This window comes from Gimesia sp. (genome assembly GCF_048262075.1).
GTDB lineage: Bacteria > Planctomycetota > Planctomycetia > Planctomycetales > Planctomycetaceae > Gimesia.
Genome location: NZ_JBLXFK010000002.1, coordinates 579307 through 594382 on the forward strand (window position 1 = coordinate 579307; position 15076 = coordinate 594382).

Below are 15076 nucleotides of genomic sequence, written 5' to 3' on the forward strand. Positions count from 1 at the left end.
CATCCGCATTCCCTCGTTTTTCATCCAGATCATCTCAGGTTAATTTCATGGCTTTTTTTGGCTCAAAGAAATCCCGAACTGCACTTGCTGCCAGTTTGCGCGATTCTTCTAAATTGAGTTCAAGATTGCGCGAATTATTGAGCAACCGGGGGACACTCTCACGTTTGAGTGTCTGCCTGTTGACGCTCCTGATTCTGATGGTGGCAGTGGAAAGCTGGAAAGCTCCGTTCCCGTATCGCCTGGGCATGTTTTCCGAGCATGGAATCGTGGCTAACTCCACGTTCAAAGTCGCCAATCCCATTGAAACGGATCGGGAACGGACCCAGAAAGAAACGGAAGTTCCCTATTATTTCAAACAGCATCCGGAACTGATCGACAAGCTGCCTGGACTGCTGCAGGATGACCTGGTCGCGATTGCCAACGCCAAATCCCTGGATGAGCTGAATGCTGACACCCGGGCCGAACTGGGGCTCACTCCGTCCCGCCGACTGGACCAGTTTGTGGACCAGTTTTCAGAAGAACCAGAGCAGACTTTTGCCGAACTGAAATCACTGGTCAGCAGTCCTGATTCCAAGGATACGCAAAAAATTAAAGACCTGATTGACGATTTCAAAAAACTGATCGCGCCGCTGTCAATCTATGGGATTGTGAATGAGAATGATCTGACCCAACACCAGATCAGGGCCGACGATAAAATAACCATCGTCAACGATGTCACAGGCAAGGAGCACAAAGTTACGACCTTTGACATTCGTCTGCCAAATCAACTGTCAGCAAGCGGGGTCATCGGCCAACCGTTGGAAAACAATACTTTTAAGCGCCTGGTCCCTCTGAAAGCAGTACTTTCCCACTGGATTCATTTTCAGGCCCCCACCACTCTTGTTTACGATCCCCAGAGGACTCTCAAGGAACGGAATCAAGCCAGGAACCAGGTGGAAGAAATCTTTGACACGTTTCAGCGTGGCACGATTCTTGTGGAACCAGGGCAGTTAATAGATAACAATCAGCTGGCATTACTGCGTGCAGAATACGAAGCCAAGGAAAAGAAAGTCCCGACTTATGAACGGGGCATTCGCGTTACCATCATCTTTTTGATGCTGGTCGTCCTCGCGGTCTTGAACGGATACCATCTGCTGCGGAATAAAAAAGCGGTTGCCAGAACAGTCAGTCAATTAAGTATTTATTTAAGCGTGATCATTCTGACCATTTTCCTGGCCCGACTGCTTTCCTATGACCCCTGGCGTGCAGAAGTACTGCCCCTGGTTGTGACGGTCATGGTGTTTGCGATTGTCTACGACCAGATGATGGCCATTCTCACTGCTTTATCTCTGTCGCTCGTGATTTGCCTGTCCACTGGAGGCTCGCTGGGGCATTTCGTCGTGTTGATGAGTGTTTCTGCCGTGGCGGTAACATCTCTGGCGAACGTCTCCTCCCGCTCCACCCTGATCAAACTGGGCTTCGGTATGGGACTGACTTACTTCCTGGTCTACTGGGGTATCAACCTGATCAATAACCAGGAACTCTCAAACGGATTCTTTGACCAGCAGGTCGTCTGGGAAAGTTTACAAGGGGCAGGGTGGTGTCTGGCCGCTGGATATCTGGTCGCCGGCAGCCTGCCTTTCATTGAATCCCTGTTTGGTGTAGTCACCGATATCAGCCTGCTGGAAATGAGCAATGTCTCCCATCCCCTCCTGCAGGAACTGGTGCGCCGTGCACCCGGTACTTATAACCATTCCATTTCGGTCGCCACGATCGGAGAGGCTGCTGCAGACAAAATTGGCGCGAATGGACTCCTGGTACGCGTTGCCGCTTATTACCATGACATCGGAAAAATGCTGAAGCCTCAGTATTTCATTGAAAACATGGTTCTCGGCAGTGAAAGTCTGCATGACAATCTCGCTCCGGCGATGAGTACATTGATCATCATTGGTCATGTGAAAGATGGAGTGGATCTGGCACGCCAGCATAATCTGCCGCAACCGATTATCGATTTTATTGAGCAGCATCATGGGACAACGCTGGTGGAATACTTCTTCCGCGAAGCAGAAAAGCAGGCGGATCTCAGCCCGGACCACAAAACCGACGCCGAAGAATCTTCCTTCCGGTATCCAGGCCCCAAACCCCAGAGCAGGGAAGTGGGGGTGATGATGCTCTCCGACGCCGTCGAAAGTGCCAGCCGCACACTGAGTGATCCAACACCAAAACGCATCAAGTCGCTGGTACATTCACTCGTTATGAAGCGACTGCTCGACGGACAGTTTAATGAATGTTCTCTTACTTTAAGTGAAATCAATATTGTCGAAGAATCGCTGGTAAAATCCCTGATCGGTATTTACCACGGACGTATTAAATATCCGGAAGAGCGCTCCGCGTAATCACAAATTGAAAACGGAATGAATACAATAGACCAGTTCCAGATCGAGATCCAGAACTCACAAACGCACCTCACAATCGACGAACAACAGCTGAATACTGCAATCAGTTTTCTGCTGCAGTCCGAACAGGTCAGCCAGGCGGAAATCAGTCTGGCCATCGTCGATAATCCAACCATCCGCCAGTTGAACCAACAATATCTGCAACATGATTACGACACCGATGTCCTCAGTTTTCTGCTGGATTGTGATACCCTAGTAGAGTCGCCCCAAAAGGAACTCCGCGGAGCTGGTAAACAGATTGAAGGTGAAATTATCGTATCCGCGGAGATGGCGGTGGCGATGTCCACAGAATACCAGTGGCCCGCAGAACAGGAACTCCTGCTATATATAATCCATGGATTACTGCATTTATGTGGTTATGATGATCTCACGGAAGAAGAACTGCGGATCATGCGTCAACGTGAGCAACAGATCTTCGACCACTGGCAGATCACAATCCCCAGGCGCGAAGAGTGAAAACAGATGATTGAGAATGACACCTGGAATATTTACCAGTATAACTATTATGCGATTCTGTCACTGAATCAGAATCTCTTTCGAAACATTTTATCTGAACGTTTACAAGACTTATGATTCCGCTGATTTTTTCTGCTTTGTTACTTCTGACTCTGTCAGCAGCCCTGTTGGGATTTTCTCTGCGCGATTTCTCACGAAGTCGCCTGGAAACGCTATGTAACGAAGCTGAGGTCCCTGATCGATTCAGCGAAATTTTACGCTCCCATCCCACCGTGCAGCTGGCCGCCGACCTCTTCTGGCTGACGGGCGTAATTCTGATCTCAATCATTTTTACCCATAAATACCTCGATGTCCCGCGCGACTTCAGTACCCCGGCAGTCACCATCCAGTTTACAGTTCATATTCTGCTGATCCTGCTCACAGGAATTCTGCTGTTGATGGCAATTCCCTGGACGATCTCTCGGATCGCCGGCGAACGCTTCCTGCAGGCATTCTGGCCTGTAATTAAGTTCCTGCCGGTTTTTCTGAGCCCGGTCACATGGCTTTGCTGGAAAATTGATGAGTTTTCCCATCGACTGGCTGGCAAGGAAGAAAATAAAAACGGCCGGGAAGCCAATATCAGCGAAGAGATTCTCTCGGTTGTGGAAGAAGGCGCCCGCGGAGGGATCCTCGAGTCGGAAGCAGGAAAAATGATTCAGCGCGTGATGGAACTCCAGGACGAAGATGTCGGAGCCATCATGACCCAGCGTATGGATATGGAATATATCTCTGTAAATGCGACTCTGGACGAAGCCTTGCTGAAGTTCATAGATGTCGGGCATTCCCGTATCCCCGTCATCGGAGAGTCCACAGATGACATCGTGGGAATTTTGTACGCGCGGGAACTGCTGAAACATTTTTCAAAAGAGAATCAGAATTCCGATTCTCCCGATGAGTTAACCATCCAGAAACTGATGTTTTCTCCCTTTTATATTCCCGAAACGACGGGCATCGACTCCCTGCTGGAGACCATGCAGAAAGAGCATGTCCACATGGCAATTGTGATTGACGAATACGGGGGCGTCGCTGGCCTGGTCACGATGGAAGACGTTTTGGAAGAAATTGTCGGCGATATCGTCGATGAATTCGATGAAGAAGAAGAGCAGATGATTTTTGAAACCGGGCAAAATACTCTCGAAGTAGATGCCCGCGTTCACATTGATGATCTGAATGAACAATACAATTACGATCTGCCCGAAGGCAAAGATTTCGACACGATCGGCGGGTTCGTGATTACGCAGATCGGGAAGGTGCCCCAACCGGGAGAAACGCTTATCTGGCAGCAGTTGAGAATCGAAGTACTCGAATCCGACGAACGCAGGGTCAACAAGCTCCGCATTGAACTGGACCCTTCGCTGGTCGAAGAACTCGACACAGACAACTGACACAGGCCCGTTCGCTGCTTACCAGCGTTCCACCGGTCCGCCGGGAACGGGAATATGCATATCTGGCAGAACACCACTGCGGGAACCGACTGCAGGCCCCTCCGTGGCAATATTCTGCACGGCCTGGTCAAACTCATCCAGGTTCGAGGCCAGTTGAAATTCATGGCGCAAGGCGGGTTTCACGCGCATCGACTTTAAATACCAGTGCCCCATTTTCCGGAACATGGAAATGGCCCGCTTTTCGGTTGTCATCTCCAGCAGATAACGAAACTGTCGTAACAGCAGTTCCAGGCGATTGTCAAAGTTCCCGGGCGGTTCGTACGCCCCGGTCTGCTCCCACTGCACCAGTTGCCTGAAGATCCACGGATTTGCCAGTGCCCCACGGCCGATCGAAACCCCCGCGCAGCCGGTCGACTTCAGCATGAAGTCCGCTTCAGCGACATTCGTGACGTCGCCGTTCCCTATCACCGGAATCGACTCAACGGCTTCTACCACACGCCGAATTCCATCGTGATTCACAACACCTCGAAATCCCTGTTCCCGGGTCCGGCCGTGGATGGCAACCGCGACCACCCCCACCTTTTCAAATTCCCGCGCAAAGAACGGCGCAGACAGCTCACTATCATCCCAGCCCAGTCGCATCTTCACAGAGACAGGAATCTTGACCGCTTCAACCACAGATTGCACAAGTGAAACGGTATCACTCGGACGGCACATCATACTGGCCCCGGCGCCCCCTTTGACGATCCGATTCACCGGGCAACCCATGTTGATATCGATCGAATCCACGCCCCTCGACTCCAGTAACTGCGCTGCCTCTTTCATCTGCTGCTGCTCACTTCCAAAAATCTGTACGGCGAACGGGGAATCTTCAGGGCAGGTCTGGGTGAGCTGGAGTGTTTTCTCACTCCCTTCCAGCAGCCCCCGGGCATTGACCAGATCAGTCGTCGCCAGTCCCACGCCTCCCAATTCTCGCACGATACGACGAAACGGTAAATTCGTATATCCTGCCAGCGGAGACAGCAAGTAGCGTGATTCCAGCTGCAGCGCACCATAACAGATTGGTGGACGGGAATCGGGTTTCGGCGGACAAGCTGGTTTCATCGGTTCATTCATCAACTTAAAGGGGCTGCAATTCAATAATTCAACGCATTTTATCAGTCGAACCAGTCCCTGCAAATGCCCCCATTTGAGATTCTCCCAGGTTCGAACGACCTGAAAACAGAGAAATTGAGGCAAAAGTTAATATAGGGGATCTGATTAGACATTTCTTATTGAAGTTACTCTACCGGTTATGCCGATAACGTTGATATCGATTCTTTCTTACTTCATCCCCTGGGAACTTTCTGGTGCTGACACGCATATTTTTAATGCTGATCTGCTTTGGCAGCCTGTCTGGGTGTGTGATTATGCATACCTCCGTCACCAATCCCAATCCGAAACTTAAAACCGTAGCGGTGGTTCCATTTTTCAATCTGAGCCAGGAACCGGATGTGGATGGTCGCCGTTTTGCGCTCGCCTATTTTTCAGAACTACAGAAAGTACCGGGATTTCAGGTTTTACCACTGGGAGTCGCTGAAGTTGCGATGGTGGAAAATCAGCTGCAGATGAATAATCCGGATGATGTGCTGAAACTGGCCAAAATTCTGAACGTGGATGCGGTTGTCATCGGTGCGATTACAGATTACTCACCCTATTATCCGCCCCGCATTGGTATGCAGGTTTCCTGGTATTCTCCTCATTCTCAGGAATTCATTCCGGGTATGCCACTGATGGTGGAAGAGCGTCACGCTGAAAAATCGATGTGGAACCAGCTGTTCAAAATGGACCGAGTCGCAGCCAGAGAAGCGAGACATGAAGAGCATCAACTGAATAAAGAAGTCAGGCATGCTGCTCACATCGAGAAAAAAGAAACGCGAAAAACAGAAAAAGCGATCCATAAAGCGGGTATGCAGGACTGTCCGCAAGGCTGTCCTGTCGATCTCTCTGAACCACCTGCTGCTGTGGAGACGGTGATTCGTGGTCAGTCAACAGATTCACTTGACTCCTGGCCTTATACACAAAACCAGTCAGCCATCATTCAAGCTGCCGCACAAGCCAATCAGGGTTCTCTAACACTCAACTCACCGCTGCACGCTCCCTTGCCAACAGAAGCACAGACAAAGGCCAGTGCAGGGCAACAGACCCTTGTCGCTCCGAAACCTGCACTCTCCACTTCTCCCGTCCCCCCCCAAAATAATACTTCGGTTGTGAAGCAATTCGAAGATTACTGTCCTCCGACTCAGGTAGGAACGTTTGATCCCCACCAGCCTTTCATGTCGTACACACGTCTCTTCGACGGCTCGGATGCGGCTCTGGTAGCACACTTACGTGATTATCTCGAAGTCAGCGGAGACCGCCGCAGTGGTGGCTGGGAAGCCTATCTGCACCGGAGTGAGGACTTTATACGGTTTACATCACATTTAATGATTCTAGAGATGTTAACACTGCATGGCGGACAAGCTAAGCATCAGATCATCTTCAAAGTAAGAAAATACCGATAATCCCACCGCTCAGAAGCCGATATTTAATATTGCGGTTTTATGAGCACCCCCAACCTATCCAGTCTTAGATTCCAGTGCTCTGACGATAAACAAAGGACTGCTACAGTGAAACAACAAATGAATGTCGTCGCGTTAGTCAAAGATTCTGAACGTTATGTGTTTCTCTACGATGATGTCAGTTCCTCACAAATGTTGCAGACACTCGGTCAATATGCGGCTGACAAAGACTTGAGCTTCACCTGGTATGATGCGGCTGTCATGAGTCAGAAGGTACGTAAGCTCAGACGGGAAGCAGAGCTGGAAGAACAGTCAGGCCGCCTGCGTAAAACGGCCTGATACGACTTCAGCGAAGTCCACTCACATAAATTCGCTCTACTATCACCACCAGACGATTTTGAATGTAACATGATCACTTCGCAAACAGTCAGGTCGATTGACCTTCACGATGCGATTGACCACTTTCTGCGATATCTGCAAATCGAAAGAAATTCTTCAGATCTGACCCTGAAGTCTTACGCGGAAGATCTGGAAAGTCTGGTGGAATATCTTACCGAATACGAGGGGTCGCTGCTTCCCCCTGATCAAATCGGAATCAGTGAACTCAGGCGGTACGTCGCCTATCTTCATGAATGCCAGTACGAGAAAACCACGATCGCCAGACGTCTGGCCTGTCTCCGCAGTTTTTTTCGTTATTGCTGCCGGGAAGGGTACTCAAAAACCAACCCCGCCAAACCGCTCCGCACGCCGCGAACCGGTAGAAAATTACCACACTTTTTAACGACCGATCAGATTGGAACGTTACTCGAAGCGCCGCCGGCAAATCAGAAAATGGGTTTGCGTGACAGGGCAATTCTGGAAACACTTTATTCCGCTGGACTGCGTGTCTCTGAACTGGTGGCGTTGAACCTGAGTGACTGGGACCAGGATGCCAATATTATTCGCGTCCTCGGTAAAGGCCGCAAAGAACGCATTGCCCCTATTGGAAGTTTCGCAGCCAAAGCCCTGACACACTGGATTAATGAACGCGAAGCCAAACCAGGTGCGCATCCCGATTCAGACGCCCTGTTTCTCAATCGCCTGAAAACCAGACTCACTTCACGAAGTGTCGGGCGGATGCTGGAAAAGTATCTCCTGCAGACAGGGCTGGATAAAAAAACCAGTCCCCACACATTGAGACACACCTTTGCCACTCATCTGCTCGATGGTGGAGCAGACTTACGCAGCGTACAGGAACTGCTGGGACACAAGAGCCTGACGACCACTCAAATTTATACCCACGTCAGTACGAAGCGTCTGCTTGAAACTTATGAAAAAGCCCATCCACATGCGCAGCGTCCCAAAAAATAAGTCGAATTTGTCAGCCAGATTTTCAGAGCGATTTTATTTCGTGGCAGTAAAACCGAGCGGTTTCCCCGCATCCAGACTGGCTCGCGACAAACGTACCAGTTGAATCGCCTGGCAGACATCTTTGATGTTCGCCACAGGGATAATCCCGCCAACGGCGCGACGACAAAAATGATCCAGCATTACTTCCAGCTCTCGCCGATCACTTTTTAACGACTCTGTGACAGCTTTCGCTGCATTCTCCCAGTGAATTTCATCAGGAGAATGGAACTCGGCTTTCCCGTTGCGACACTCGATCTGATGCCGGGGGAAAAGCGGTTCCGCCTGCCTCTGCTGCGTCTTGATTTTAATCAAAGCGACCCGCTCTGCTGCGGTGACCGGATCAGGCAAAAATTCAATTTTAATCTGTCGATAATCTTCTGATCGGTCACTCGAATCTGAATGCAGTGTTGTCTCCACGCGAACCGGCCTGGTGCGCATCACATAACAGCACCAGTCCATTAAACCGACCAGAAAATCGGTCTCATTTTTCTGGCCGGGAACTTCTACCTGTTGATCATCGGCAGGACAGCAGGTTTCCAGCTGAATCGAAACAGGATTTCCCAGTTGCGTGACAACCAGTTCAAACAGGCGGCTGGTCGCCTGACAGTACCGGCGGCTGAACTCAGGCATCAGAGTGACCAGTTGTTCTGAGGCCCGGCTGTGAATCATTTCCAGCAATTCCAGGTCTTCCCCCAGGCTGCCGGCAATATAGACAGGGCGGTGCTGCTGGCTGAGAATGGTGAGCGGGTAATGATTCATCCAATCTGAATGCAACAGCAAAAACGCATCCAGCGGATACCGCGTTGCCAGACAGCCAATTCCCGAGACAACAGCCGCCCCCCATTGTGTGGCAACCTGTTCTGCACGACTGCGAACCGGATCATAAACTGCTTTGATCTGGATACGCTGATCCATCATTCGTAAAGCAGGCTCATAGCGCTGTTCCCAGTATGGGCCTAGCCCTATAATTCCAATTCTGACCATATCGGGAACATTACTGAATCTGGGAATAATTGATTAACGAGAATATCCAGCGAGCTCAAGAGGATGACCATCTCGGTCTGAAGCGAACTCACTAAAAAGAAACAAAAGCAGTCCAGACATCATATTCTTAATTTGGTCCGTGAATCAAGCCTATACTCTATGGAAGTCAAAAGAGGGGTGGTCCGTCAATCCGGAATTGACAGCAGATCAATTTCAGGCAAGCACGCCAACGAGCGTGCGGTCTATATATCGGCCAACATGCCATACCAGGTTAGATAAGACACTAACTACTGGTAAAGCAGAATGTTGCCAGCATCAGATACCCGACATAAATCGCAAGCAATACCGCACCACTGGCAGTAGAAATCGCCTTTTTCCTCCAGGCCAGTCCCAACATAGCCACCATCAACAGTATGACGACAGGCCCATCCAGCATAATTGTCTGCCGTTGAATGGGTAAGGGGTGGATCAGGGCACAAATGGCGATAACCATCGTGATATTCAGCACGTTCGCCCCGATGATATTCCCGGTTCCGAGCGCACCATGGCCTTTGATAATCGACAAAACGGAAATTGTAAATTCGGGCAGCGATGTCCCGATTGCCAGAATCGTCAGGCCAATCAACAGTTCAGATACTTCAAAATACCGGGCCACCTGCACGGCATTGGTAACCAGCAATCGGCTTCCCAGCACCACCAGACAGGCACCACAAAAAAACATCAACGCCAGTTTGAAACAGTATCTGATCTGGTTTTCAATGAGAGGCGGCAATTCCTGATCTTCTCCAAAGTCATGCCGTGAAGCCATCGCCAGTCTGAGCGAAAATAAAATATAAGCCGCCAGAACACACAACAGGATCGCTGCCTGCCAGCGGGCTATGGCAAATTCGGCAGGCGCACCGGACTCTGTGACAGCTCCCCCTGTTGAAAACAGACTCAATAACCAGACCAGAACTCCGGAGAATAGCATGAAAAAACCGGGGCCCACAATGGTGAGTCGTGAAACCGGAATCCCACTCTCGGTATTTCTTTTCCGGGAGAGATAACCTTTCAATAATGCACAGGTACCAATGATCAGGCCGATATTGCATAAACAGGACCCCAGCGCGTTCCCCACTGCCAGATCACCTTTGCCCGCCAGAGTTCCCGTGAGGGACACCATCAGTTCTGGAAACGTGGTCGACATGCTAACAATCGTGGCGCCGATAATCACAGGGGGGATGCGTGTCAACCTCGCTATCTCAACAGAGCTGTCTGTAAACAGATCCCCTCCCTTGGTAATACTGAGCATCCCCAGGAGAATTAAGAAACTGCAAAACAGAATTGATGCAGGGGCATCCAGTCCGATAAATATTCGCCAAAATTCGAGCGGCTCCACAGCCAGATACATAAAGGGCAAACTCCTGCTCCAATACGGTTTTCGGGATTTATGATTTGATCTGTCTGCAAAATAGTAAAAAGTCAGCTATGAATATGATAGTGATGACTTAAAACAATATTTTGAGTGTATGTTTTTAATCCGGAAAACGTAAAATAGTAGATAGCGATCAGCGATTCCTGACAGAATCACATCGCTTCAAATCATATTTTATTGAACCACCTGGCAGGGATGAGCACGCATGGACAATCGATCTACCCATTCTTCTGAAGAACAACCCGAGGAATTAGCCCCATTCAGTGAAGAGATCGAATTAGAGGGGCACATTATCGACAGTCTGCTGCTGCCGAAAATTCTGGATGAGATCACCGTAATGGGTGGGGACTTTGCCATTGATGAAATTTCGATCGGCCAACTACGCACAGACAGCAGTCGGGCGCAGATTAAAGTCTCCGCTCCCGATGAAGAGACTCTACAGAAAATCCTGACTCAAATTGCCCAGCATGGTGCCGTTCCTGTCGAGCAACATGACAGTATCCTGGAACCAGCAGACATGAACGGTGCCTATCCCGAAGGTTTTTACTGCAGTACCAATCAGAAAACGGAAATCCGTATTGCGGGAGAGTGGATCCCCGTTGAATTACAGGAAATGGATTGCGGTGTCGTCGTCAGCCCGGATAGAAAATCAGCCCACTGCCTGCCTATGGCCGATGTAAAACAGGGGGAACTTGTGGTGATTGGGAATCGAGGCACGCGTGTTATTCCGACGGAGCGAAGTGCACCGGAAGTCTCCGGGTTCTCCTTCATGAACAGCACGGTCTCCAGCGAAAAACCCAAAGGTGTGACTGTCAGAGAAATTGCCGCTGAAATGAGGCGGGCACGAAATGGAAATGGAAAAATCCTGGTAGTAGCCGGCCCCGCTGTGGTTCATACCGGGAGCAGAGATTACTTCAGCCAGCTGATTCGGGAAGGTTATGTGAATCTGCTGTTTGCCGGTAATGCACTAGCCACTCATGATATTGAAGAATCGTTTTTTGGCACGAGCCTGGGCATTTCCATGGAGCATGGCGGCTCCAGTGAAGAAGGGCACGAACATCACTTGCGATCCATCAACCGGATCCGCCGCCTGGGAAGCATTCAAAATGCCGTCGATCAGAAGGTACTGAATTCCGGCATTATGTATGAGTGCGTCAAGAATCAGGTTCCCTTTCTGCTGGCCGGCAGTATTCGTGATGATGGGCCGCTACCCGATGTCATCACTGACACAGTGGAAGCTCAGCGTCAAATGCGTGAACTGGTAGAGGGGGTTTCCTTTTGTCTGATGATCGCGACCACACTACATTCCATCGCTGTGGGAAATCTGCTGCCAGCCAGTGTCAAAGTTGTCTGTGTTGACATTAATCCGGCCACCGTCACCAAACTCGCCGATCGAGGCACATTTCAGACTGTCGGACTCGTCACCGACGTCGAACCGTTCTTACGGGTTCTGCTGCATGAAATCCATAAAACGGAATGAACGTTTTGCTTTCTCCTACAACCCGCTATAATCAGGTTAAGTTACGGAGCACATTATTGAATTCAGAAAGCAAACCAGAGATCTTGTCCGGGAACATGAAATGACAGAATCGACCCAGAAAAAATATCATCTTGCCGATTTTGCTGAGATCGCAGGTACAGCCTGTCCCTGCGGTACCGCACGGCGGGCTTTTGCTGACGTCCCAGAATTCCCTGGCACTCTGCACGTCACCGAAATATCAGAAGATGCAGAATTGCATTATCATAAAAAGCTGACGGAAACCTACTACTTTCTCGAATGTGGCAGTGATGCGCAAATGCAACTGGATGATGAAATCATTCCCGTTCATGCCGGGATGGCAATTGTGATTCCCCCCGGAGTACGCCACCGTGCGCTCGGATCAATGAAGATCATCAACATCGTCTTCCCCAAATTTGATCCTGCAGACGAATGGGTCGACTGAAACCACGTACTCCGAATTCGCATAATCTCAAGAACAGAATCCGTTATTACTACGCTCAAGCCGGCTGCGTTGGTGGCGGTGTTTCTGTGCAGTACGGACAGTTTTCACCGTAGATGATCTTGCCGCAATTGGTACATTCATGGGCTCCATACGCCGGGCGGTCGGGGGTGACCCACCGCTGATAAGCCAGGAATGCAAAGACCGCTGCGACGAAGACAGCAAATAGAATGGCCAGCCCACCGGTCCCATAAGAAAAGAAAATTCCCAGATCAATGGCAATCCCACAGATCAGAAAAATGAAGGCATCACGCATCCGTTCACGGCGATGATCTTCAGAGTCAACGATGATCTGCTCCTGGTATTGCATAATCTGATGCAATAGCTGATCCCGTTCGCGTTGTAACTGCCGGGCCTCCTGAGTCGCGCCGGTCGCCTGCAACAGGCGGGCAGCGGTATCCAGAATCCGCAGTGTATCATCGGTACTGATCTGACTCTGATGTGCCCACCGGTTACGATATTCCCTTAACTCACCAACAAAACTTCGCTCCAGGGGAGACAGGCGATTGCGGAAAACACTGTTCCAGTGATCCCACAAAATCAGCAGAGTCGAATGGGCATCCCACCGGATCGCATCGCCCTCCGGTTGAGAGGTCAGGGTAGAATTTCGAAAGCTTTCTTTAGCACGGTCAATCCAGTCATCCTTGTAGACGGCCTTCATTTCCTCCTCAATGATTGGATAGAGCCCGATCCCAAGTAAATCCAGAGTCCGTTTGATACGTTCATTATCTCCGGCCACACATTTCCCCCACAAGATGCCACTGATTCAGAATTGCGATACGAAGGATGCGACCCCAATCCCCCTATTCCTGAATCACATGAACAATCATTCCCTGTTATCATCAGCAGGTCAAGGACCGATATGACATAAACCATGCAAAGCAGGGGATTTATTTGTTCATGGATAAGCAGAAACGGTTGTAGTGAACCTGATCCGTTCACTTTTGGCATCAGGCAATCAGATCTTCCACTACCTTGCCGTGAACATCAGTCAACCTGAAATCGCGACCTGAGAAACGATAGGTCAATTGCTCATGGTCAAATCCCAGCAATTTCAGAACGGTCGCGTGCAGATCGTGGACGTGTACTTTATTTTCGACCGCAGCAAATCCGAATTCATCGGTGGCACCATAAGCTTGTCCCCCTTTGACACCACCACCAGCCAGCCAGACCGTAAAACCATGGTTATTATGGTCACGCCCATTCATTTTGCCGGCATTGGCACCGGGAGTCGGTAATTCGACCACGGGAGTACGACCGAATTCGCCACCACATATTACAATCGTATCCTGCAACAGACCGCGCTGCTTGAGATCTTTCAGCAGAGCCGCGATCGCCTGCGAACAATCCCCGGCTAAACGGCGATGGTTCTTTTCGATTTCATCATGATTATCCCAAGGCTGACCGGCTCCATGCCAGAGTTGCACATAGCGAACTCCCCGCTCAACCAGTCTGCGGGCAATCATCATCTGGCGGGCATGCACACCTTTACCATACATTTCGTGAATGTGCTTTGGTTCATTATTTACATCAAACACATCAGACGCCTGCATCTGCATGCGATAAGCCAGTTCGAACGACTGAATCCGCGATTCCAGTGCTGACTCCTGAGACCGTACTGCCTGATGACGACGGTTCAAAGCCTGTAGCAGATCCAGTTGACGACGCTGCTCGGGCAAAACCAGCTGTTTGTTTTTGATATTCGAAATCAACTTTTCGATATCAGTATATTTTGTATCAATATGTGTTCCCTGAAACGCTCCGGGCAAAAAGGCAGAACGCCAGTTGGCTGATTCCGTAATCGGATAACCGCCGGGACACATCACCACAAACCCTGGCAGATTCTGATTCTCTGTTCCCAGTCCATAGGTCACCCATGCTCCCATACTTGGTCGCGGCTGAATCAGGTCGCCACAGTTCATCATCATTAATGAAGGTTCATGGTTCGGCACATTGGTATACATGGAGCGGACAAATGCAATGTCATCCACACACTCTCCCAGTTCGGAAAACAGTTCGCTGACTTCCAGACCACTTTCGCCATATTTCTTAAATTTGAAAGGCGAGGGCAGGGAGGCACCTGTTTTGCGTTCTGTACGCAGATTTTCCATTGGTAATTTTTTGCCGGCATATTTAGCCAGTGCAGGCTTAGGATCAAAAGTATCAACCTGCGAGGCACCACCATTCAGAAAGATATGAATTACATGTTTGGCTTTACCTGGAAAGTGCGCCTTCTTCGGCGCCATCGGCGAGGTAGGATTGCCTGCAGACGCGCCCGCCGCCCGATTCAACATCCCTTCCGATGCCATCAGGGATGCCAGTCCCAGAGATCCCAGGCCGGTCCCGCAACGCTGCAGCATCTGCCGACGGGTAACAATAGGATCACAATTAAAATGTGGAATTTGATCAGCCATAATAACAGGCTCCTGCAATA

13 protein-coding genes are annotated in these 15076 nt (G+C 50.0%); 8 read left to right on the forward strand and 5 right to left on the reverse strand.

Translation table 11 applies throughout. The annotated features are described in order from the left end of the window. Positions 1-47 precede the first annotated feature (47 nt). The 3 genes from ACN0YH_RS05900 to ACN0YH_RS05910 all read left to right on the forward strand — a co-directional run bounded on the left by ACN0YH_RS05900 (position 48) and on the right by ACN0YH_RS05910 (position 4315). A complete protein-coding gene (locus ACN0YH_RS05900) occupies positions 48-2375 on the forward strand; it encodes an HD family phosphohydrolase (protein ID WP_417378633.1) in 2328 nt (775 codons plus the stop codon). 18 nt (positions 2376-2393) lie between these two features. Beyond that, the gene (gene ybeY / locus ACN0YH_RS05905; RefSeq protein WP_417378634.1) at positions 2394-2891 is read left to right on the forward strand and encodes an rRNA maturation RNase YbeY; all 498 of its coding nucleotides are present in this window, start codon (positions 2394-2396) and stop codon (positions 2889-2891) included. A 113-nt stretch (positions 2892-3004) separates the two neighbouring features. Further along, positions 3005-4315, forward strand: coding sequence for a hemolysin family protein (locus tag ACN0YH_RS05910; protein ID WP_417378635.1), 1311 nt, complete (start codon positions 3005-3007; stop codon positions 4313-4315). An 18-nt stretch (positions 4316-4333) separates the two neighbouring features. On the opposite strand, the gene dusB is transcribed toward ACN0YH_RS05910, so the two are convergent. Next, complete coding sequence (gene dusB / locus ACN0YH_RS05915; RefSeq protein WP_417378636.1) at positions 4334-5419, reverse strand: tRNA dihydrouridine synthase DusB; 1086 nt, start codon at positions 5417-5419, stop codon at positions 4334-4336. A gap of 245 nt (positions 5420-5664) precedes the next feature. Here dusB and ACN0YH_RS05920 point away from each other — a divergent pair, with 245 nt between their 5' ends. The 3 genes from ACN0YH_RS05920 to xerC all read left to right on the forward strand — a co-directional run bounded on the left by ACN0YH_RS05920 (position 5665) and on the right by xerC (position 8205). Next, positions 5665-6858, forward strand: coding sequence for a hypothetical protein (locus ACN0YH_RS05920; RefSeq protein WP_417378637.1), 1194 nt, complete (start codon positions 5665-5667; stop codon positions 6856-6858). Positions 6859-6963: 105 nt separating this feature from the next. Continuing rightward, entirely contained in the window at positions 6964-7194 is a 231-nt protein-coding gene (locus ACN0YH_RS05925) for a hypothetical protein (RefSeq protein WP_417378638.1), read from the forward strand. A gap of 69 nt (positions 7195-7263) precedes the next feature. Continuing rightward, entirely contained in the window at positions 7264-8205 is a 942-nt protein-coding gene (gene xerC / locus ACN0YH_RS05930) for a tyrosine recombinase XerC (protein WP_417378639.1), read from the forward strand. A 33-nt stretch (positions 8206-8238) separates the two neighbouring features. On the opposite strand, the gene ACN0YH_RS05935 is transcribed toward xerC, so the two are convergent. Together ACN0YH_RS05935 and ACN0YH_RS05940 are read right to left on the reverse strand one after the other, a co-directional pair. Beyond that, a complete protein-coding gene (locus ACN0YH_RS05935; protein ID WP_417378640.1) occupies positions 8239-9162 on the reverse strand; it encodes a hypothetical protein in 924 nt (307 codons plus the stop codon). Positions 9163-9511: 349 nt separating this feature from the next. After that, complete coding sequence (locus tag ACN0YH_RS05940; RefSeq protein WP_417378641.1) at positions 9512-10618, reverse strand: calcium/sodium antiporter; 1107 nt, start codon at positions 10616-10618, stop codon at positions 9512-9514. 229 nt (positions 10619-10847) lie between these two features. Here ACN0YH_RS05940 and ACN0YH_RS05945 point away from each other — a divergent pair, with 229 nt between their 5' ends. Both ACN0YH_RS05945 and ACN0YH_RS05950 read left to right on the forward strand, forming a co-directional pair. Beyond that, entirely contained in the window at positions 10848-12122 is a 1275-nt protein-coding gene (locus ACN0YH_RS05945) for a TIGR00300 family protein (RefSeq protein WP_417378642.1), read from the forward strand. 100 nt (positions 12123-12222) lie between these two features. Then, positions 12223-12585: a cupin domain-containing protein gene (locus ACN0YH_RS05950; RefSeq protein ID WP_417378643.1), complete on the forward strand. Its 363-nt coding sequence runs from the start codon at positions 12223-12225 to the stop codon at positions 12583-12585. A 55-nt stretch (positions 12586-12640) separates the two neighbouring features. Here the strand turns inward: ACN0YH_RS05950 and ACN0YH_RS05955 are convergent, their stop codons facing one another. Both ACN0YH_RS05955 and ACN0YH_RS05960 read right to left on the reverse strand, forming a co-directional pair. Next, positions 12641-13381, reverse strand: a complete 741-nt coding sequence (locus ACN0YH_RS05955; RefSeq protein ID WP_417378644.1) for a Swt1 family HEPN domain-containing protein — start codon at positions 13379-13381, stop codon at positions 12641-12643. Positions 13382-13592: 211 nt separating this feature from the next. Further along, positions 13593-15056, reverse strand: coding sequence for a DUF1501 domain-containing protein (locus tag ACN0YH_RS05960; protein WP_417378645.1), 1464 nt, complete (start codon positions 15054-15056; stop codon positions 13593-13595). Positions 15057-15076: the final 20 nt, after the last annotated feature.